Genomic DNA, 19810 nt, shown 5'->3' with positions numbered 1-19810 from the left:
TCCTGGCGAGGAGGTTGTAGAGGGCCAGCCCCGCGGCCGAAGCCGCGGGAGCCGTTATCCATTCAGGGTGAGCGGCAGGAGCGTGGTCCGGCCGCCGGAGATCAGGCCTGCGCGGGCGAAGCCTTCACGCGAAAGAGCTGCTTGAGGCCCGAGAACAGCGGCGCCTTCACGGTGCCCGGCGCGCGGCCGAAGCTCTCGGTGATGCGGTCGAGAATGATCGCGAGCAGCACGACCGACAGGCCGCTTTCGAAGCCGAGGCCGATGTCGAGACGCTGGATACTCGCGAGCACGTCGTTGCCGAGGCCGCCGGCGCCGACCATCGACGCGATGATCACCATCGACAGCGCCATCATGATCGTCTGGTTCACGCCCTGCATGATCGACGGCAGCGCGTTCGGGAACTGCACCTTGTACAGCAGTTGCCACGGCGTGCAGCCGAACGCCTGGCCGGCTTCGACGATCTCGCGGTTCACGTGGCGGATGCCGAGGCTCGTGAGACGCACCGCGGGCGGCATCGCAAAGATCACCGTCGACAGGATCCCCGGCACGCGGCCGAGACCGAACAGCATCGCGGCCGGAATCAGGTAGACGAAGGCCGGCATCGTCTGCATCAGGTCGAGGATCGGGCGAACGATCGCGGCGACCCACTTGCTCTTCGCGGCCCAGATGCCGAGCGGGATGCCGAGCACGAGGCTGATGATCGTCGACGACAGCGTGAGGCCGAGCGTGATGACCGTCTGGTCCCAGAAGCCGGTCGCGAAGATCAGCAGCAGCGATGCGGTGGTGAACAGCGCGAAGCGCCAGCCCACCCGCCACAGCCCGACGCCGATGAAGATCGCCATCATCAGCCACATCGGGATCGCCTGCAGGCCATGCTCGACGAATGCCGCGAGCCCCTCGATCGCTTGACCGATCGCGTCGAACGTCTTCGCGTCGTGGTCGAGCAGGTAGTGAACGGACTGGTCGACCCAGGTACCGAGCGGAATCATTTCAGACATGGGAACCTCGCGAACGCGTGATGGCCTTCAGGATGAGCGCACGATCGACCGAGCCGCAGTAGCAGCCGTCGTCGTCGACGACAGGCAGTGCATTCGGGCTCGCGACCACGCGCGCGACGACATGTTCGAGCGACGCATCGCGCCGGATGCTTTCGATCGGCCGCACGGACGGCGTGTCCTGACCGAGCGCCTCGCGCGTGACGAAGCCGCGAATCTTGCGTGCGGCATCGAGTACGAACGCGTAGTCGGCGCTGCCGTTCAGCGAAGCGGCGACGTTCGCGGCATCGCACTTCGACATGGTCGGCACGGCGCCCGTCTGCATCAGGTCGCCCGCCGTCAGATAGCGGCTCGTGTCGATGCCGTCGAAGAACGCGCGCACGTAATCGTCGGCCGGGTTCGCGATGATGTCCTGCGGCGTGCCGACCTGCACGAGGCGGCCGCCTTCCATGATCGCGATGCGGTTGCCGATGCGCAGCGCTTCCTCGAGATCGTGCGACACGAACATGATCGTGCGGCGCTGCTCCTTCTGCAGTTGCAGCAGCACGTCCTGCATTTCGCGGCGCTTGAGCGGATCGAGCGCGGAGAACGCCTCGTCCATGATCATCAGCGACGGGTTCACGGCCAGCGCGCGGGCGAGGCCGACGCGCTGCTGCATGCCGCCCGACAGCTCGGACGGCAGCTTGTGCGAGAACGGCGCGAGACCCACTTGCTCGAGCACTTCCATCGCCCGGCGCTCGCGCTCCTTCTTGCCCATGCCGCCCACTTCGAGCCCGAACGCGGCATTCGACACGACGGTGCGATGCGGCATCAGCGCGAACGACTGGAACACCATGCTCATGTCCTTGCGGCGCAGCGCGGTCAGCGCCGAGCGGCGCGCCGACGCGACGTCGAGCCCGTCGATCAGCACCTTGCCGGCGCTCGGATCGACCAGCCGGTTCACGAGGCGGATCAGCGTGGACTTGCCGGAGCCGGACAGGCCCATCAGCACGAAAATTTCGCCTTCCTGCACATCGAAGGAGACGTTGTGCACGCCGACGACCTGGCCGGTGCGCTTGAGCACATCGTCCTTCGTCGCGCCGGCGGCGAGCATGTCGAGCGCCTGCTGCGGGTTACTTCCAAATACCTTGCACAGACCTTCGACCACAACCTTGGGGGCATCCATCGAAACCTTCTCCTCGTGTAGCGGGGACTCGCGCTTGTCATAGCGTGCCTACATAGTTGCCAGAAAAAACCCCGGCCTGCCGACGAATTACGACAAACGCTTGCGCAAATACGACACACCCGCCAGCCCCGCCCGGCGGGCCGCGCCGCCGATTGCGGCGGCGCAATACGCGCACGGCCAGCAATGACGGGCATCCCCCGCCGGACTTGTGCGCAGCAGCGCGGCGAATGGCGCATGAGGTTTTGCGCCAGACCGTATCGGGCACGCGTCGCTTTGCGACAAGTTGACGTCCGTTCCGGCGTCGATCTATTCAGACGAAAGCGACCACCGCATGCGTCAGTAAAAAGCATGACCGTGCAAAAAGCCGGATGGCGACACCGGACGGCGCACGCCGCGATACCGCGCCAACCCCGGAAATAGGAGCATGCGCGCTGTGATACATTCCCGCAAACACGCCGATCGCGACGTTGCCGCGGGCCTTGCGCACGAGGGCCCGGCCGCACGGCGCGCGCATGCCGGTTCGCCTGCCGGCCGTGCTGAAACTGCCTCGATCCGGTGTGATCCGCGATCGAAGGACGATAACGATAGTGAGAGGGAGCAAGGCGTTGAACTGGGCATTCGCCGTAATCGGCTTCATCGTGGGCGGCATCGCCGCGTTGATCGGGGATTTCTCTGCCGCGAGCGGCTCGCTGCTCGGGGCCGCCGGCGGGTTCTGGCTTGGACACGCGCTGCGGCAACGCAAGCTGCAGAAGCCGCGCGCCGCACCCGACGCATTCGCGATCGCCGCGACGACGTCGCCTACTCCGTTACCGCTCGCCGAGCGTGTCGCGCGCCTCGAAGCAACCGTCGACACACTCACACGCGAACTCGACGCGCTGCGCGCTCAACTGGCGGGCGCGAAGGCCGGTGGGGCGACCTCCGGCGGCATCGCGCAAACGGCTTCGGCCGACGCTGCGTCCGCGCCGCTGCCGGGACACTTCCCGACACCGCCCGCGCAACAACCTGTCGCCGTGCGCGCCGACACACCGGCATCCATTTCGACGACGACGCCCGCGACACCGCCCGCACCGGCCACCGCAGCATGCACCTCGGCTGCGTCCGCTCACGCTAACGCTCACGCCGCAGCCACCGCACAAGCCACCCCGATCCGCCCTGCCCCACCGCAACCGCCCGCGCCGCGCGAACCCGGCCTCGCCGAACGCGCGTTCGGCGCCGCGCGCGACTGGCTGCTCGGCGGCAACACGGTCGTGCGTGTCGGGATCATCGTGCTGTTCTTCGGCGTCGCGTTCCTGCTCAAGTACGCGGCCGACAACGCGATGCTGCCGATCGAATTCCGCCTCGCGGGCACGGCGCTCGCCGCGGCCGCGCTGCTCGCGATCGGCTGGCGCGTGCGGCCGCGCCGCGCCGCATACGGCCTCGTGCTGCAAGGCGGCGGCGTCGGCATCCTGTACCTGACCATCTTCGCCGCGACCAAGCTTTACGCACTACTGCCCATCGGCGCCGCGTTCCCGCTGATGGTCGCGGTCTGCGCGCTGAGCGCGTTCCTCGCGGTGCGGCAGAACGCGCTGCCGCTCGCGTTCATGGGCAGTGCGGGCGGCTTTCTCGCGCCGATCCTGCTGTCGACCGGCCAGGGCAACCACGTCGCGCTGTTCAGCTATTACGCACTGCTGAACGCGGGCATCTTCGCGATCGCGTGGTTCAAGGCCTGGCGCCCGCTGAACCTGCTCGGCTTCGTGTTCACGTTCACGATCGGCTCCGCGTGGGGCGTGACCGCCTATCGCCCCGCGCTGTTCGCGAGCACCGAGCCGTTCCTGATCCTGTTCTTCCTGATGTACGTCGGCATCGCGCTGCTGTATGCGGTGAAACGCGAACTCGCGCTGCGACACTACGTGGACGGCACGCTCGTGTTCGGCACGCCGATCGTCGCGACCGCGCTGCAGGCGGCGCTCGTGAAAGGCATGCCGTTCGCGCTCGCGTGGAGTGCGGTCGCGCTGTCGGCGTTCTACGTCGCGATCGCCGCATGGCTCGCGCGGCGCCGCGACCGCCTCGGGCTGCTGTTCGAATCGATGCTCGCGCTCGCGGTCATCTTCGCGACGCTCGCGGTGCCGCTCGCGTTCTCGGGGCCGACGACCAGCGCCGCGTGGGCCATCGAAGGCGCGGCCGTCGTATGGCTCGGCGTGCGCCAGAAACGCCTGCTCGCGTTCGGCTTCGGGCTGCTGATGCAGGTCGCCGCGGCCGGCGCGTTCTTCACGAGCCTGCTGAGTCCGGCCGACGCGACCGCGCTGCCCGTGCTCAACGGCCCGACCATCGCGATGCTGCTGATCGCGCTCGCCGGCCTGTTCACCGGCTGGTGGCTGCACGGGCGCGGCGAAGCGCGCGCATGGCACGCGTGGATGCCCGAGATCGGCGTCGCGGCTGCCGCGTGGGGGCTGCTGTGGTGGGTCAGCGGCGGGCTGCACGAGATCCTCGTCCATGCGAGCCGTCACGTCGATCTGCATGCCGATCGCTTCGTCGTCGATACGACCGCGCTGTTCGCGGCCGGTACCGCGTGGCTCGCGCACGTCGCACGCCGCGGGCTCGCGTGGCCGCTCGCCGAATGGCCCGCACTCGCGCTCACGCCGGTGCTGGCGCTGCTCGCGCTGCGCGCGTTCGATGCGCACGAAGCGCCACTGTCGGGCATGGGCGCGTTCGCGTGGCCGGTGGCCGTCGGCGCGGGGCTTGGGCTGCTGTGGCGCCAGTCGCGCGGCACGACCGGCGCCGCTGCCGCGAACGGCGCGACGCCGTCCGTTGCAACGCGCATCCTCGCGCCGCTGCATACGCTGACGTTCTGGACCGTGTGCGGGCTGCTGTCGCTCGAAGGTTTCTGGCGCCTGCGCGCGTTCGTCCCGGAAGGCGCATGGAGCTGGAGCGCATGGGCGTATGGCTTCGGCACACTGCTCCTGCTCGTGTCGGGCCCCGGCTCCCGGCTGCGCTGGCCGGTCGCGGCGTTCCCGCGCGCATACCAGGTGTGGGGTGCGGCGCCGCTCGCCGCGCTGCTGTGGCTGTGGAGCCTCGCCAGCACGGTCAGCGACGGCGACGCAGCGCCGCTCTTCTGGCTGCCGCTGCTCAATCCGCTCGACATCGCGCAAGGTCTCGTGTTCGTCGCCTTCGCCGCGTGGCTACGTCGCCTCAAGACGCTCGGCATCGCGTGGCATCCGCGCGTCGTCGACTATCTCGCGATCGCGACCGTGTTCCTGTGGTTCAACGCGCTGATGCTGCGCACGCTGCATCACCGCTTCCACTTCGGCTACGACGTCGACACCGTGCTGTCGTCGTTCGGCATCCAGCAGGTGTTCATGGTCGGCTGGAGCCTGTTCGCATTCGCCGGGATGTGGCTCACGCGCCGCGACGGCATCGCCCGCCTCTGCGCGCTCGCGTCGCTGCCGCTGATCGTCGTGATGTGGGCGTGGACCTTCTACGCGAACTTCACGCAGGACGGCGGAAGCTGGGCGCGCGTGCCGCTGTTCAACCCGCTCGATCTCGTGCTCGCGGTCGTCTATGCGCTCGCCGCGTCGTGGTTCGTGCGCGCGCGCAAGCTCGGCTGGTCGTTCGGCGCGTATCGCGTCGAGCTGCTCAGTGCGGCCGGCGCGACCGGCTTCCTGTGGCTGAACGCGATCCTGCTGCGCACGCTGCATCACTGGGCCGGCGTGCCGTACGCATTCGGCGCGATGGCCGAATCGACGCTCGTGCAGGCATCGGTGTCCGTGTACTGGACGGTCTGCGCGCTCGCGATCACGATCTGGGCCACGCGCCGCGGGCTGCGCCCGCTGTGGTTCGTCGGCGCCGCGCTGCTCGCGCTGACGGTCGTCAAGCTGTTCCTGTTCGACCTGTCGCACGTCACCGGCATCGAGCGCATCGTGTCGTTCATCGGCATCGGCGTGCTGCTGCTGTTGATCGGCTATTTCTCGCCGCTGCCGCCGAAGGCCGCCGCGCAACAGGACGGCCAGCCATGAAACGACTCGCCGCCCTGCTCGGGCTGAGCCTGCTCGCGTCGTTCGCGGCGGCCGACGGCGCATCGAACGCCGGGCGCGTCACGCAGCGCTTCGCGCTCGACCTCGACGGCAGCGCCGCGTATTACCAGCTCACCGTGCCGCAGCCTGTGTATGCGGCGAGCCGGCGCGACGATCTCGGCGACGTGCGGATCTTCAACGGCGCGGGCGAGCCGGTGCCGTATTCGCTCGACGCGCCGGCCGCGCCCGCCGTGCCGCCGTCGCGCACGCCGGTGCACTGGTTCCCGCTGCCGCCCGCGCGCGCCGAGAACGGCAACGCGCCGCTCGGCGTGACGGTCGGCCCGGACGGCGCGCTGCGCGCGGCCGTCGCCCCCCCTTCGCGCACTCGGCACGGCGCAGACGTCGTCGACCTGTCGCATACCGACGGCAGCATCGATGCGCTGCTCGTGCACGTGAACGACGACAGCTACCAGGGGCGCGTGTCCGTCGAAGCCAGCGACGACCTGCGCAACTGGCGGCCGCTCGGCAGCACGCAGTTGCTGAAAGTCGGCCGCGGCAACGACCTGCTGGTGCAGGAGCGCATCGCACTCGACGGTGCGACGCCGCGCTACCTGCGGCTGGACTGGCTCGACGGCGCGCCGGCGATCGCGTCGATCGACGCCGACACGCATCCGCGCGACGCACGCGGCGCCGACACGGCGTCCGTGCCGCGCCAGTGGCGCGACGCCGTACGGATACGCGCCGGCGCTGCGCCGGGCGAGTATCTGTTCGACACCGACGGCGCGTATCCGGTCGACCGCGTGCGCATCGACCTGCCGCAGCCGAACACCGTCGCGCGCGCGACGCTGCAAAGCCGCGCCGATGCGCAGGCGCCGTGGCGCGACGTCGCGGCCGCGGTGCTGTTCCGGCTGCAGGGCAAGGGCGGCGAGCAGCGCAATCCACCGTTCGAGTTCGCGGCGAATACGGATCGCGCGTGGCGGATCGTCGTCGACATGCGCAACGGCGGGCTCGGCGGCGGCCGGCCAGCGGTCGCGATCGGCTGGCATCCGGCCGCGCTGATCTTCGTCGCGCGCGGCACGCCGCCATTTACGCTCGGCGTGGGCGATGCATCGCTCATGTCGTCGGCCGTGAGCCGCGACGCGCTGCTGGTCGGTATGGCGCCCGAAATACGGCCGGCCCGCGTCGGCGCGGCGCTACCCGTGTCGGCGGTCGCGCCGGCGGCAGCCGCCGATGCGGACGCCGGGCGTCGCTACGTGCTGTGGGGCGCGCTGATCGTTGCGGTCGGCGTGCTCGGCGCGATCGCGTGGCGCGTCGCGAAAGGCGGCGGCGACACGCGCAGCCGCGACGAGTGACGTCCACACGCATTTGCGAGCCGCTTGACGCGCCGGCCGGTTCCTTGGGCCATCGCCATGCGCGGTCGCACCGATTCATCGAGTGCCCGCGCCCGTCTTTACGTGAAGGCGATGCGACGCGTCAGCGGCGCGAATCGGAACCCGCCCGCCGCTCTCTGGCCACGAAGCGGCCGTGCTGACGCGGTCGCCACGGCGACGACCGGCAACTGGCCGCCCCGGCCGCGCGGCGCGCCGCGAAACCTCCGCCGCGACGCAGGCCCGACTCGCGCCGGCCCGTCGCGACGACGCGCGGCGCCCACGCATGCATGATCCACCGCACGGCCGCCACACGCGCCGCCAGCCGCGACGCCGGCGACACGCGCCGCGCGGCACGTGCAACGGGCCGCTTGCACAGGATCGCGCTGTCGTAGCGCTTGCCGGCAAAGCGCATCACGTCGACCACCTCGAAGCCCTGCGCGCCGTAGAACGCCAGCAGGTGCGAAGCCGGATGCGGCGTATCCAGCGCGAGCAACGCATAGCCGCGCAACGCGGCCCACTGCTCGGCGAACGACAGCAGCAACGCGCCGATCCCGCGACTCTGGCAAGTCGGGTCCACCGCCACCTGGCGCACGCTCGCGACGCCTTCGCGCCGATACAGCGAGCAGGCCGACGACGGATCGGTCGCATACAGCGTGGCCGTGCCGACGACACGCCCGCCGCATACGGCGACATAACACTCGCCCGCTTCCGCGCGACGGCGCGTGACGTCTTCGTCCTGATCGACGCACGTGCAGTTGAGCCCCATCGCACCGAGCCGCGCGAACGCACGATGCAGCATCGGCGTGAGTTGCGCATAGCTGTCGATTGCCGGATCGAAACGCCGGACGATCACCCGATCGGCGCACGCGGAAGGCGGCGCGGCAGGGGTGCGTTCGGCGATCGCGTTCCAGGGTATCGACATGGCCATGCTCCGTGGTGAAGATGCCCGAAGTCTAGGAGCGCGCCGGTCGCCGTCGCAAGAAAAAATGTCGTAAAAATCCGGGGTAACGCGGCTGGTGGACACGGCGAGTACGGTGCGTTTCGAAGCTGTGCGGACGTCATGCGCGAACGCATCGAAGCGCCGATCGTTGCTCGCGCAAGCAACGCACCAAGCGTTGAAATCGACGCCCGGCGCGCACGCGCGTTGACACGTACCGCCCCACGCTCCAGACTCGCTGCTCCGTCACCGCATCGCGAGCGCCCATGATCACCTGCTTCCTTCGCTACGTCGTCGATCCGTACAAACTCGTCGAATTCGAAACCTACGGGAAGATGTGGATTCCGCTCGTCGAGCAGTTCGGCGGCACGCATCATGGCTACTTCCTGCCGTCCGAAGGCGCGAACAACATCGCGCTCGCGATGTTCTCGTTCCCGAGCCTCGCCGACTACGCGCGCTACCGCGAACGCTCGAAGGACGATCCGGCCTGCCAGGCCGCATTCCGCTACGCGGAGGAAACACGGTGCATCGTCAGCTACGAGCGCAGCTTCTTCCGGCCGGTGTTCGAGTAACGGACGAAACAGGCCCATCGCCGCACATCGCGCCCCGTTTTCCGGCCGAGGACGAAAAAAAGCCCCGCCAGCATCCGCGCGGCGGGGCCAACCCATGTCAGTAGAGACATCATGGAGGAGACGAGCCCATCTTATCGACCGCGGCGCACCGTCCCAACCAAGCATTTCTGCTATCGATCTGCGCGGCCGCGCACACGATTGCCCCGCCGCGCGGCATATCGATAGAACGAAAAGTCGTTTTCAGAGTGGCGGCGGGGTCGTTACCATCTGGTTTTAAGCCTGTGCTTAGCCGGGCAAGCCACTCCCAGGAGCGCCCCTTGACTGCATTCGATCAACACCGCCGCCCGTTCGTCGTCGGCATCGGCGGGACCACCCGGGCCGCATCGTCCACCGAACGCGCACTGTCGTTCGCGCTGCGCGGCGCGCAAGCCGCCGGCGCGCGCACGCGCCTGTTCGACGGCCCGTTCCTGCATACGCTGCCGCACTACGCACCCGAACACAAAACGCTGACCGACGCGCAACGCGAGCTGATCGACGCCGTGCGCGAGGCCGACGCGATCATCATCGCGACGCCCGGCTATCACGGCGGCGTGTCCGGCCTCGTGAAGAACGCGCTCGACACGCTCGAGGAACTGCGCGCGGACAGCCGCCCGTATCTCGACGGCCGCGCGGTCGGCCTGATCGTCACCGCGTACGGCTGGCAGGCGGCCGGCACCGTGCTGACGTCGCTGCGCTCGATCGTCCACGCACTGCGCGGCTGGCCGACACCGTTCGGCGCAACCGTCAACACGCTGGAAACGCGCTTCGAAAGCGCCGATAGCTGCTCGGATCCGAAGGTCGTCGCGCAACTCGAGACGGTCGGCGCGCAAGCCGCCGAATTCGCGCTCGCGTTCGCGTCGCATCGTGCGGCCTCGCATGCGGCCTCGGTCGATGCGCTCGCGCCCGTGCTGAAGGTCGCCAACCAGTAAGCTCCGCATTCCGCCGCGCCCCTTCGGTCGACACGGTTCGACGCAGGTGCGCGGCGCGTCTTCCGACGCACGGCGATGTGCCGGGCGCGTCCGTCTCGCCGCTCGAACACATCGTTCCCGCGCACCGCCCCGATAACGATTCAGCCCACCGCATGATTTGCATTGGCCGAAAGATTGGTTCACGCGGCCGGCAGGTTTTCGTACGCTGAAAGTCCGAACTTTTTATGCGCACGCCATGAACCGTACGATCCGCTACAAGGGCTATGAAGTCGCTCCCGCTGCCGCCCGGTTGCCGAACGGGCTGTTCGCCGCCAACCTGACGATCGAACGCGCGAGCGGCGGGCCGTCGCCGCGCTCCGTGTCGTTCGACGCCATCGATTTCTTCTTCGAGGAAGAGCACGCCCTCGCGTACGCATCGCGCTGGGGCCGCCTCTGGGTCGACACGAACGCGTGACCCGCGCGGGCCGCGTGCACATGGCCGCCCGAAAATACGCGATGACGGAAGCTGTGCCAGAATCTTTCGATCCGTAATCGCATAACAATAGCCATGACCGACACGCTGCAGGAAGAGCATGCAGCCGCAGATCACGCGATGCGCAACTGGACCTTCGAGAGGCAGGGTCCGGTCCGGATCGGTTCCGATGCGCACAAGCAGATGTTCTGTCGGATGCTGCTCGACACACACAATCCGTACAAGCCGGCGGTAATCGACTGGCCGGCGCTCCAGCCGGCCGAACTCAGGCGGCTCACGTCGCTGCCGATCTGGGACATCGCGGTGCAAACGGAAGGCCGCGCGTCGATTCGCGTCGCGACCTACGCCGCGACGGTCGACGATCCGCTGTTGCGCCGCGCGCTCGAGATGGACGGCGGCGAGGAAGCCCGCCACAAGGTCGTACTGTCGAAGCTCGTCGAGGCGTACGGTATCCGGCTCGCGCCCGAGCCGGCCTATCCGGCGCCCGCCGATCCCGAATGGTCGTGGATGATGACGGGCTTCAGCGAATGCATCGACAGCTTTTTCGCATTCGGCCTGTTCCGCTCCGCGCAGCGCTCCGGCTATTTCCCGCCCGAGCTCGTCGAGACCTTCGAGCCCGTGATCCAGGAAGAAGGCCGCCATATCCTGTTCTTCGTGAACTGGTACGCATGGTACTGGCGCACGATGCCGTGGTGGCGCCGGCCGTGGTTCTTCGCACGCGTCGCGGCCGTGTGGGTGCAACTGATTCGTGACCGCATGAATATCGCGCGCGGCATCGATGCCGACGGCGCCGCGCGTGACGCGAATTTTCCGGCGACCGGCACCGCCGATATCGGCGATGCGCTGAACCCGCGCGAACTGATCGAGCTGTGTCTCGTGGAGAACGACCGGCGGATGGCCGGTTACGACAAGCGTCTGCTGCGTCCGATGTTCGTGCCGCGGATGGCGCGGCTCGCGCTGCGGTTTCTGAAGAAGTGAAGTCGGGCGCTTGCCGCGGATCATGCGGCAAGCGCCCGGATCGGCCCCCGCCCGTGGTTCGAGTGTGGCGCGCCCGATACATTCGCTTCCTCCCCTCTTTTTCCTCGACACATCGAGCGCCAGCGGCACGGCAGACACATTGCCGCACGCCGGATCTGACATTTCAGACACCGCCGCTCCCGCCAACGCTCGATCTTCGACGGCCTGTCGACGCCGCGCGGAACACCCGCCGCGTGCGCGCCCGCTCGACTTCCGGCACGCGCGCCGATTCCGCCTTAACACCGACGCCAACGCGATCGTCAATAGGACAAAACCGATAAATTGACGCGAATTGTTTCGTCTGCGTGTCTGTAGCACTTTTTTACAACTTCCACGGCCCGGGCAGCCCGCAACGCCCGTCCCTCGGGCTCCGGCGCCGCGCGAAATGCGCAGATCAGCACAAACCAATGCACCCGACATCAGACAAATTCAATTACCAGATAACCAGTAAATACAAACACAAATTCAACACAAACCAAAATATTAATAAGTTAATAAAATATCAATAACATTATCCACGACCCCACCCTCAAACATTACAAACATGAAAGTATTCGATGGCGCGCAAACGTTTGCGCTCCGTTTCGTCTTACTTTTAGGTGGATCGATCGTGTTTCCTATCGCACACAACCATCATAAGCCATTGATTTATATGGATAATTTTCGCCAAGCCAACAGTAAAACGAACCCTGCCCGACCCATCCTCATATCTTTGACATTCGTTTCTCCGCAGCACGTCAAAACGTGATGCATTAACCATTCTTTAACTTTAAAAACACTTCATTTATCACTTTTTGTCAATCTACAAAATCCACCTCCAATAAAATCCGCCCATCAATTTTGAGATTCGCGCGAGCGCACGGAGCAATCCTCTAACAAAAGAGACCGGTGTGTGGCGTGCACATTTGGAGGTAGCAGGACATGAACCGCACATACCGCTCGATCTGGAACGAAGCGCTCGGCGCCTGGGTTGCAGCATCGGAAATCGATTCGGCACGGGGCAAGCCGAACAAGTCGGCCGTCGTGGTGGCAGCAGTCGCGGCTCTGGCGATCAGCCTGCCGTCGCTTGCAAGCGCGTCGACTTACATTCCCGGAACAGTGAACGGATTCGGGCAGTTCACGGTATCAAGCTGTACGTCCAGCAGCGGCAACACGGCCGCCGGGCGCACGACAATGGGCGACACCAACGCGTATCCCACCGACGGTTCGGGCACGTGGTCGACCGTGACCGGCTGTAACGCATCCGGCAACGGCAATCTCGCAGCAACGGTCTACGGCACCTACTCGCAAGTCACCGGCAAGGGCGGCACCGCGATGGGCTTCCTCAGCTCGGCCGGCCTCTGGGGCGTCGCGGCCGGCCTCGAAACCACCGCCAGCGGTGCCGGCGCGACCGCACTCGGCTTCGGCTCGACTGCGAACGCGCTGAACTCCGTCGCGATCGGCGGCGCGGGCGGCAATGGAACAACGCCGCTGTCGCAGGCGAACTCGACCATCGCTTCGGGCGCAGGCGCAATCGCCATCGGCAGCAACGCAACGAAGGGCGCCCAATCGGCCGCGGCGGACGGTATCGCGATCGGCGGGCAGTCATCCGTCGCGTCGGCCGCCACGTCGGGCATTGCAGTCGGCCGCGGCGCAACCGTCAACGGTGCGTACGGCATCGCGCAGGGCGACGGCGTCGTCTCCGGCGCAACGGGCCGGAACGTGGCGATCGGTTCGTCCGGCACTACCGCAAACAGCGCCACCGCTGCCGGCGGTGCAGTGGCGATCGGCCGAGGCCAGAGCGCAAACGGCGACGGCGCCGTTGCAATCGGCGATCCGAACAGCGCGACCGGCACGGGCGCGCTGGCAATCGGCGCGAACGACACGTCGAACGGCTCCGGCGCCATCGCGCTCGGCAACAACAACTCGGCGAACGGCACGGGCGCCGTGGCGCTCGGCAACAACAGCACGGCGATCAACAGCTCCGTCGCGATCGGCAGCTCGGCCTCGGCGACGGGCACCAACGGCGCGGTCGCCATCGGTAATGCGGCCACCGCGAACGGCACCGGCGCGATCGCGCTCGGTAACGTCGGCAGCTTTGCCGCCACCTCGATCGCGAGCGGCACGGACGCACTCGCGCTCGGTAACGGCTCGACGGCCAGCGGCAGCGCCGGCGCGGTCGCCGTCGGTGCGGCAGCCGTGGCGTCGAACTCCTACGCAACGGCCTTCGGTTCGAACTCGACTGCGTCGGGTGCCGGTTCGGTCGCGTTCGCGCAAAATGCCAATGCTTCGGCGTCGAACGCCATCGCCATCGGCGTCGGTTCGACCGCGAACGTCGCGAACTCGATCGCACTCGGCAGCAGTTCCATCACGAACAGTGCACTGACGACGACGTCCGGCGGCACCACCGCCGTCAATAGCACCACGATCGGCGGCCAGTCGTTCGGCACGTATCAGGCCGGGACGCCTACGGGCGGCATCGTCAGCGTCGGTCAGCCGAACGCGGAACGCCGCATCCAGAACGTCGCCGCGGGCCTCGTCAGCGCGACCAGCACGGATGCGATCAACGGCAGCCAGCTCTTCGCAGTGGCAAGCACGACGACGTCGAGCATCACGAGCCTGTCGTCCTCCACGTCGACGGGCCTCTCGTCGGCTAATAGCTCGATCGCTTCGCTGTCGACCTCGACTTCGACCGGCATCAATTCGCTGTCCACCGGCCTGAGCTCGGCAAACAGCTCGGTTACGTCGCTTTCGACTTCCACGTCGACGGGTCTCTCGTCGGCGAATAGCTCTATCACTTCGCTGTCGACGTCGACTTCGACTGGTATCAACTCGCTGTCCACCGGCCTCAGCTCGACTAACAGCTCGGTCACGTCGCTTTCGTCGTCCACGTCGACGGGGCTCTCGTCGGCTAACAGCTCGATCGCTTCGCTGTCGACGTCGACTTCGACTGGTATCAACTCGCTGTCCACCGGCCTCAGCTCGGCAAACAGCTCGGTCACGTCGCTTTCGTCCTCCACGTCGACGGGGCTCTCGTCGGCGAATAGCTCGATCACTTCGCTGTCGACGTCGACCTCGACTGGCATCAACTCGCTGTCCACTGGCCTCAGCTCGGCAAACAGTTCGGTTACGTCGCTTTCGTCGTCCACGTCGACGGGGCTCTCGTCGGCGAATAGCTCGATCACTTCGCTGTCGACGTCGACCTCGACTGGCATCAACTCGCTGTCCACTGGCCTCAGCTCGGCTAACAGCTCGGTCACGTCGCTTTCGTCTTCCACGTCGACGGGCCTGTCGTCGGCCAACAGCTCGATCGCTTCGCTGTCGACGTCGACTTCGACTGGTATCAACTCGCTGTCCACCGGCCTCAGCTCGGCAAACAGTTCGGTTACGTCGCTTTCGTCGTCCACGTCGACGGGGCTCTCGTCGGCGAATAGTTCGATCGCTTCGCTGTCGACGTCGACTTCGACTGGCATCAACTCGCTCTCCACGGGCCTCAGCTCGGCTAACAGCTCGATCACTTCGCTGTCGACCTCAACCTCGACCGGCATCAACTCGCTCTCCACTGGCCTCAGCTCGGTCTCGACGAAGACAGACAACCTGGGTAACAGCACCGCGTCCGCACTTGGCGGTGGTTCGACGTACGACCCGACGACGGGCACGGTCTCGGCTCCGGCGTACACCACGTACAACGCGAACGGCACGACGTCGACGGCCAACAGCGTGGGCTCGGCGATCAACAACATCAACAGCCAGGGCATCAAGTACTTCCACGCGAACTCGACCGGCGCCGACAGCACCGCGACGGGCACCGACGCCGTCGCCATCGGCACCGGTGCTGTCGCGGGCACGAACAACTCCGTCGCGCTCGGCGCGAACTCGGTGACTGCCCCGGCCAGCCCGACGAGCAGCGCGACCGTCAACGGCGTAACGTTCGGCGGATTCGCTGGCGCCACGCCGGTCGGCACCGTCAGCGTCGGCGACTTCAACAAAGAACGGCAGATCACCAACGTCGCCGCCGGCCAAGTAACCGAGACCAGTACGGACGCGATCAACGGCAGCCAGCTTTATTCCGTCGCCCAACAAGTCGGTACCGCGACCAGCGCCATTTCGTCGCTGTCGACGTCGACTTCGACGGGTCTGTCGTCGGCCAATAGCTCGATCACCTCGCTGTCCACTTCGACTTCGACCGGCCTGTCGTCGGCTAATAGCTCGATCACCTCGCTGTCCACGTCGACCTCGACCGGCCTGTCGTCGGCCAATAGCTCGATCACGTCGCTCTCGACTTCGACCTCGACCGGCCTGTCGTCGGCCAATAGCTCGATCACGTCGCTCTCGACTTCGACCTCGACGGGCCTCTCGTCGGCGAATAGCTCGATTACGTCGCTCTCGACTTCGACTTCGACCGGCCTCTCGTCGGCTAACAGCTCCATCACATCGCTCTCGACTTCGACTTCGACGGGTCTGTCGTCCGCCAACAGCTCGATCACCTCACTGTCGACTTCGACCTCGACGGGTATCAATTCGCTGTCGACCGGCCTCAGCTCGACCAACAGCTCGGTGACGTCGCTGTCGACTTCCACGTCCACCGGCTTGTCGTCGGCTAACAGCTCGATCACCTCTTTGTCCACGTCGACCTCGACCGGCATCAGCTCGCTGTCGACGGGCCTTAGCTCGACCGATAGCTCGGTGACGTCGCTGTCGACTTCCACGTCCACCGGCTTGTCGTCGGCGAATAGCTCGATCACGTCGCTGTCCACTTCGACTTCGACCGGCATCAACTCGTTGTCGACCGGCCTCAGCTCGACCAATAGCTCGGTGACGTCGCTGTCGACCTCCACGTCGACCGGCCTGTCGTCGGCTAACAGCTCGATCACCTCTCTGTCCACGTCGACCTCGACCGGCATCAACTCGCTTTCGACGGGCCTTAGCTCGACCGATAGCTCGGTGACGTCGCTGTCGACTTCCACGTCCACCGGCTTGTCGTCGGCGAATAGCTCCATCACGTCGCTCTCGACCTCGACCTCGACGGGTATCAATTCGCTGTCGACGGGCCTCAGCTCGACCGATAGCTCGGTGACGTCGTTGTCGACCTCCACGTCGACCGGCCTGTCGTCGGCGAATAGCTCCATCACGTCGCTGTCGACTTCGACCTCGACCGGCCTGTCGTCGGCCAACAGCTCCATCACGTCGCTGTCCACATCGACCTCGACCGGCATCAATTCGCTGTCGACGGGCCTCAGCTCGACCGATAGCTCGGTGACGTCGCTGTCGACTTCCACGTCCACCGGCTTGTCGTCGGCGAATAGCTCGATCACGTCGCTGTCCACTTCGACTTCGACAGGTCTGTCGTCCGCGAACAGCTCCATCACGTCGCTCTCGACCTCGACCTCGACAGGTCTCTCGTCGGCGAATAGCTCGATCACGTCGCTCTCCACTTCGACTTCGACCGGCCTCTCGTCAGCTAACAGCTCTATCACGTCGCTCTCGACTTCGACCTCGACTGGCCTGTCGTCGGCCAACAGCTCGATCACGTCGCTCTCGACCTCGACCTCGACCGGCATCAATTCGCTGTCGACGGGCCTCAGCTCGACCAACAGCTCGGTAACGTCGCTGTCGACTTCCACGTCCACCGGCTTGTCGTCGGCGAATAGCTCGATCACGTCGCTGTCCACTTCGACTTCGACAGGTCTGTCGTCCGCGAACAGCTCCATCACGTCGCTCTCGACCTCGACCTCGACAGGTCTCTCGTCGGCGAATAGCTCCATCACGTCGCTGTCGACTTCGACCTCGACCGGCCTGTCGTCGGCCAACAGCTCCATCACGTCGCTGTCCACGTCGACCTCGACGGGCATCAATTCGCTGTCGACGGGCCTCAGCTCGACCGATAGCTCGGTGACGTCGTTGTCGACCTCCACGTCGACCGGCCTGTCGTCGGCGAACAGCTCCATCACGTCGCTGTCCACCTCGACTTCGACGGGCCTCTCGTCGGCCAATAGTTCGATCACGTCGCTGTCGACTTCGACTTCGACGGGTCTGTCTTCGGCTAACAGCTCGATCGATTCCCTGTCGACTTCGACCTCGACGGGTCTGTCGTCCGCCAACAGCTCGATCACCTCGCTGTCGACCTCGACCTCGACCGGTATCAGCTCGCTGTCCACGGGCCTGAGCAGCACGAACAGCTCGGTGACGTCGCTGTCGACCTCCACGTCGACCGGCTTGTCGTCGGCTAACAGCTCCATCACGTCGCTGTCGACGTCGACTTCGACCGGCCTGTCGTCGGCCAACAGCTCGATCACCTCGCTGTCGACCTCGACCTCGACCGGCATCAACTCGCTGTCCACCGGCCTGAGCTCGACCAACAGCTCGGTGACGTCGCTGTCGACCTCCACGTCGACCGGCCTGTCGTCGGCGAATAGCTCGATCAGCTCCCTGTCGACTTCGACCTCGACCGGCCTCTCCTCGGCGACCAGCTCGATCACGTCCCTGTCGACCTCGACTTCGACCGGCATCAGCTCGCTGTCCACCGGCCTGAGCAGCACGGACAGCACGATCCTGTCGCTGTCCACGTCGACCTCGACCGGCATCGGCTCGCTGTCCACCGGCTTGAGCAGCACGAACAGCTCGGTGGCGTCGCTGTCCACGTCCACCTCGACCGCGATCAACGCCGCGAAGACGCACTACTACAGCGTCAACGACAACGGCGTGCAGCAAGCCAACTACGACAACACGGGCGCCACCGGCACCAACGCCCTCGCCGCCGGCGTGAACGCCAGCGCGGCGGGCGCCAGCAGCGTCGCGGTCGGCGACGGTTCGAACGCGCAGACGGCGGGTGCGGTCGCGATCGGCCAGAGCGCATCGGCAACGGGCGGCAAGGCGGTATCGATCGGCTCCGGCAACACGGCGTCCGGCGACGGCGCGGTCGCGATCGGCGATCCGAACGTGGCGACGGGCACCGGCGCGGTGGCGATGGGCGCCAACAACACGGCAACCGGCGACGGCGCGGTGTCCCTCGGCAACCAGAACACGGCAACCGGCGCCAGCGCGCTCGCCCTCGGCAGCGCGAACCAGGCCACCGCGGACAACACGATCGCGCTGGGCAGCCAGGCCACGGCCAGCGCCACCGGCGCCCAGGCCTACGGCTCGGCCGCCAAGGCCACGGCCGCCGACGCCCTCGCCTTCGGCACGAACGCGCAAGCGAACGTCGCGAACTCGATCGCACTCGGCGCGAACTCGGTCACGGCCGCGGCGGTCGGCACCTCGAGCGCCACGATCGGCGGCGTCACCTACCCGTTCGCGGGCGGCTCGCCGGTCGGCGTGGTGAGCGTCGGCGCACCGGGTCAGGAACGCCAGATCACGAACGTCGCCGCGGGCCGGATCTCGGCCACGAGCACGGACGCGATCAACGGCAGCCAGCTGAACGCGACGAACAACGCGCTCAACACGCTGTCGACGTCCACCGCGTCGAACGTCGCGTCGCTGTCCACCGGCATCAATTCGCTGTCGACCGGCCTGAGCACGACGAACAGCAACGTAGCGTCGCTGTCCACGTCCACGTCGACCGCGATCAACTCGCTGTCGACGGGGCTCAGTTCCACGAACAGCAACCTGACGTCGCTGTCCACGTCCACGTCGACCGGCATCGGTTCGCTGTCCACCGGCCTGAGTTCGACCAACAGCACGGTGGCCTCGCTGTCGACCGGCGTGACGAACCTCGGCGATCAAGTGAGCCAGCTGTCGACGACGATCAACAACAACACGGCGCGTACGGCGAACAACAACGGCGTCGCCGCCGACCTGAACGGCAAGGGCAACGACCTTCCGGTCGTCACGGCCGGTTCGAACTCCGTGGCGATCGGCGCGGCGTCGAACGACGGCGGTCGCTCGAACGTGGTGTCGGTCGGCAACGACCAGCAGCAGCGCCAGATCACGAACGTCGCGCCCGGTACGCAGGGCACCGACGCGGTGAACGTGAACCAGTTGACGCAAGTGCAGACGACGCTGTCGACGGCACTGTCGGGCCAGCAGGCGCAGATCAACTCGCTGGGTTCGCAACTGCAGCAGACCGACCAGATGGCGAAGCAGGGTATCGCGGCCGTCGGCGCGATGGCGTCGATCCCGCAGCTCGATCGCGACGCCAACTTCGGGATGGGCGTGGGCACGTCGACCTTCCTCGGCCAGAAGGCGATGGCGGTCAGCATGCAGGCGCGTATCACGGAGAACCTGAAGGCGTCGGTCAACGGCGGTTTCAGCGGCGGTCAGAAGGTGATCGGCGCCGGCATGCTGTATCAGTGGAAGTAACGCGTCGCGCCGCCCGGGCGCAGCCTCGCCGATCTCGCCGCCGATGCC

At 66.7% G+C, this 19810-nt stretch carries 10 protein-coding genes and 3 pseudogenes; 9 read left to right on the top strand and 4 right to left on the bottom strand.

What is annotated here, in order from left to right; all coding sequences use genetic code 11:
* Positions 1-101 precede the first annotated feature (101 nt).
* The 3 genes and pseudogenes from choW to JYG37_RS34885 all read right to left on the bottom strand — a co-directional run bounded on the left by choW (position 102) and on the right by JYG37_RS34885 (position 2797).
* Positions 102-998 carry a choline ABC transporter permease subunit gene (gene choW / locus JYG37_RS27270; RefSeq protein WP_021163994.1) on the bottom strand — a complete coding sequence of 299 codons (897 nt, stop codon included), beginning with the start codon at positions 996-998 and terminating at the stop codon, positions 102-104.
* Positions 991-2282: pseudogene (locus JYG37_RS27265) on the bottom strand (quaternary amine ABC transporter ATP-binding protein); the annotation flags it as partial. The gene choW and the pseudogene JYG37_RS27265, both read right to left, overlap by 8 nt.
* A gap of 188 nt (positions 2283-2470) precedes the next feature.
* On the bottom strand, positions 2471-2797 hold the full coding sequence (locus JYG37_RS34885) for a hypothetical protein (protein WP_124654743.1): 327 nt from the start codon (positions 2795-2797) through the stop codon (positions 2471-2473).
* Between JYG37_RS34885 and JYG37_RS27255 the strand changes: the two genes are divergently transcribed.
* Together JYG37_RS27255 and JYG37_RS27250 are read left to right on the top strand one after the other, a co-directional pair.
* On the top strand, positions 2766-6152 hold the full coding sequence (locus JYG37_RS27255; protein WP_213346212.1) for a DUF2339 domain-containing protein: 3387 nt from the start codon (positions 2766-2768) through the stop codon (positions 6150-6152). The genes JYG37_RS34885 and JYG37_RS27255 overlap by 32 nt on opposite strands.
* Entirely contained in the window at positions 6149-7501 is a 1353-nt protein-coding gene (locus JYG37_RS27250; RefSeq protein ID WP_176016372.1) for a DUF3999 domain-containing protein, read from the top strand. Before JYG37_RS27255 ends, JYG37_RS27250 begins: the two co-directional genes overlap by 4 nt.
* Positions 7502-7622: 121 nt before the next feature.
* Here JYG37_RS27250 and JYG37_RS27245 read toward each other — a convergent pair whose 3' ends face one another.
* Entirely contained in the window at positions 7623-8441 is an 819-nt protein-coding gene (locus JYG37_RS27245) for a GNAT family N-acetyltransferase (protein ID WP_050012214.1), read from the bottom strand.
* Positions 8442-8722: 281 nt separating this feature from the next.
* On the opposite strand from JYG37_RS27245, the gene JYG37_RS27240 reads away from it, so the two are divergent.
* The 7 genes and pseudogenes from JYG37_RS27240 (at position 8723) to JYG37_RS27220 (ending at position 19762) form a co-directional block, all read left to right on the top strand.
* Complete coding sequence (locus JYG37_RS27240; protein WP_050012213.1) at positions 8723-9028, top strand: NIPSNAP family protein; 306 nt, start codon at positions 8723-8725, stop codon at positions 9026-9028.
* A gap of 317 nt (positions 9029-9345) precedes the next feature.
* Positions 9346-9996: an NADPH-dependent FMN reductase gene (locus JYG37_RS27235; protein ID WP_050012212.1), complete on the top strand. Its 651-nt coding sequence runs from the start codon at positions 9346-9348 to the stop codon at positions 9994-9996.
* A 235-nt stretch (positions 9997-10231) separates the two neighbouring features.
* Positions 10232-10450: a hypothetical protein gene (locus tag JYG37_RS27230; RefSeq protein ID WP_006480563.1), complete on the top strand. Its 219-nt coding sequence runs from the start codon at positions 10232-10234 to the stop codon at positions 10448-10450.
* Between the two features lie 93 nt (positions 10451-10543).
* Positions 10544-11446, top strand: a complete 903-nt coding sequence (locus JYG37_RS27225) for a hypothetical protein (RefSeq protein WP_050012211.1) — start codon at positions 10544-10546, stop codon at positions 11444-11446.
* Between the two features lie 960 nt (positions 11447-12406).
* Positions 12407-13396, top strand: a pseudogene (locus tag JYG37_RS35175) (ESPR-type extended signal peptide-containing protein); the annotation flags it as partial.
* A 15-nt stretch (positions 13397-13411) separates the two neighbouring features.
* Positions 13412-13705, top strand: a pseudogene (locus JYG37_RS35170) (hypothetical protein); the annotation flags it as partial.
* Between the two features lie 63 nt (positions 13706-13768).
* Positions 13769-19762, top strand: a complete 5994-nt coding sequence (locus JYG37_RS27220; protein ID WP_502776030.1) for a YadA-like family protein — start codon at positions 13769-13771, stop codon at positions 19760-19762.
* Positions 19763-19810 lie beyond the last annotated feature (48 nt).

Source organism: Burkholderia sp. LAS2, from assembly GCF_018417615.1.
Classification (GTDB): domain Bacteria; phylum Pseudomonadota; class Gammaproteobacteria; order Burkholderiales; family Burkholderiaceae; genus Burkholderia; species Burkholderia sola.
Note: the sequence above shows the minus strand (reverse complement) of the source record. Positions and strands in the feature narration are given on the sequence as shown.

Excerpts from the sequence above, each read along its gene's own strand:
- choW (WP_021163994.1), bottom strand. The coding sequence starts at position 998 with ATGTCTGAAATGATTCCGCTCGGTACCTGGGTCGACCAGTCCGTTCAC.
- JYG37_RS34885 (WP_124654743.1), bottom strand. The coding sequence starts at position 2,797 with ATGAAGCCGATTACGGCGAATGCCCAGTTCAACGCCTTGCTCCCTCTC.
- JYG37_RS27250 (WP_176016372.1), top strand. The coding sequence starts at position 6,149 with ATGAAACGACTCGCCGCCCTGCTCGGGCTGAGCCTGCTCGCGTCGTTC.
- JYG37_RS27245 (WP_050012214.1), bottom strand. The coding sequence starts at position 8,441 with ATGTCGATACCCTGGAACGCGATCGCCGAACGCACCCCTGCCGCGCCG.
- JYG37_RS27240 (WP_050012213.1), top strand. The coding sequence starts at position 8,723 with ATGATCACCTGCTTCCTTCGCTACGTCGTCGATCCGTACAAACTCGTC.
- JYG37_RS27230 (WP_006480563.1), top strand. The coding sequence starts at position 10,232 with ATGAACCGTACGATCCGCTACAAGGGCTATGAAGTCGCTCCCGCTGCC.
- JYG37_RS27225 (WP_050012211.1), top strand. The coding sequence starts at position 10,544 with ATGACCGACACGCTGCAGGAAGAGCATGCAGCCGCAGATCACGCGATG.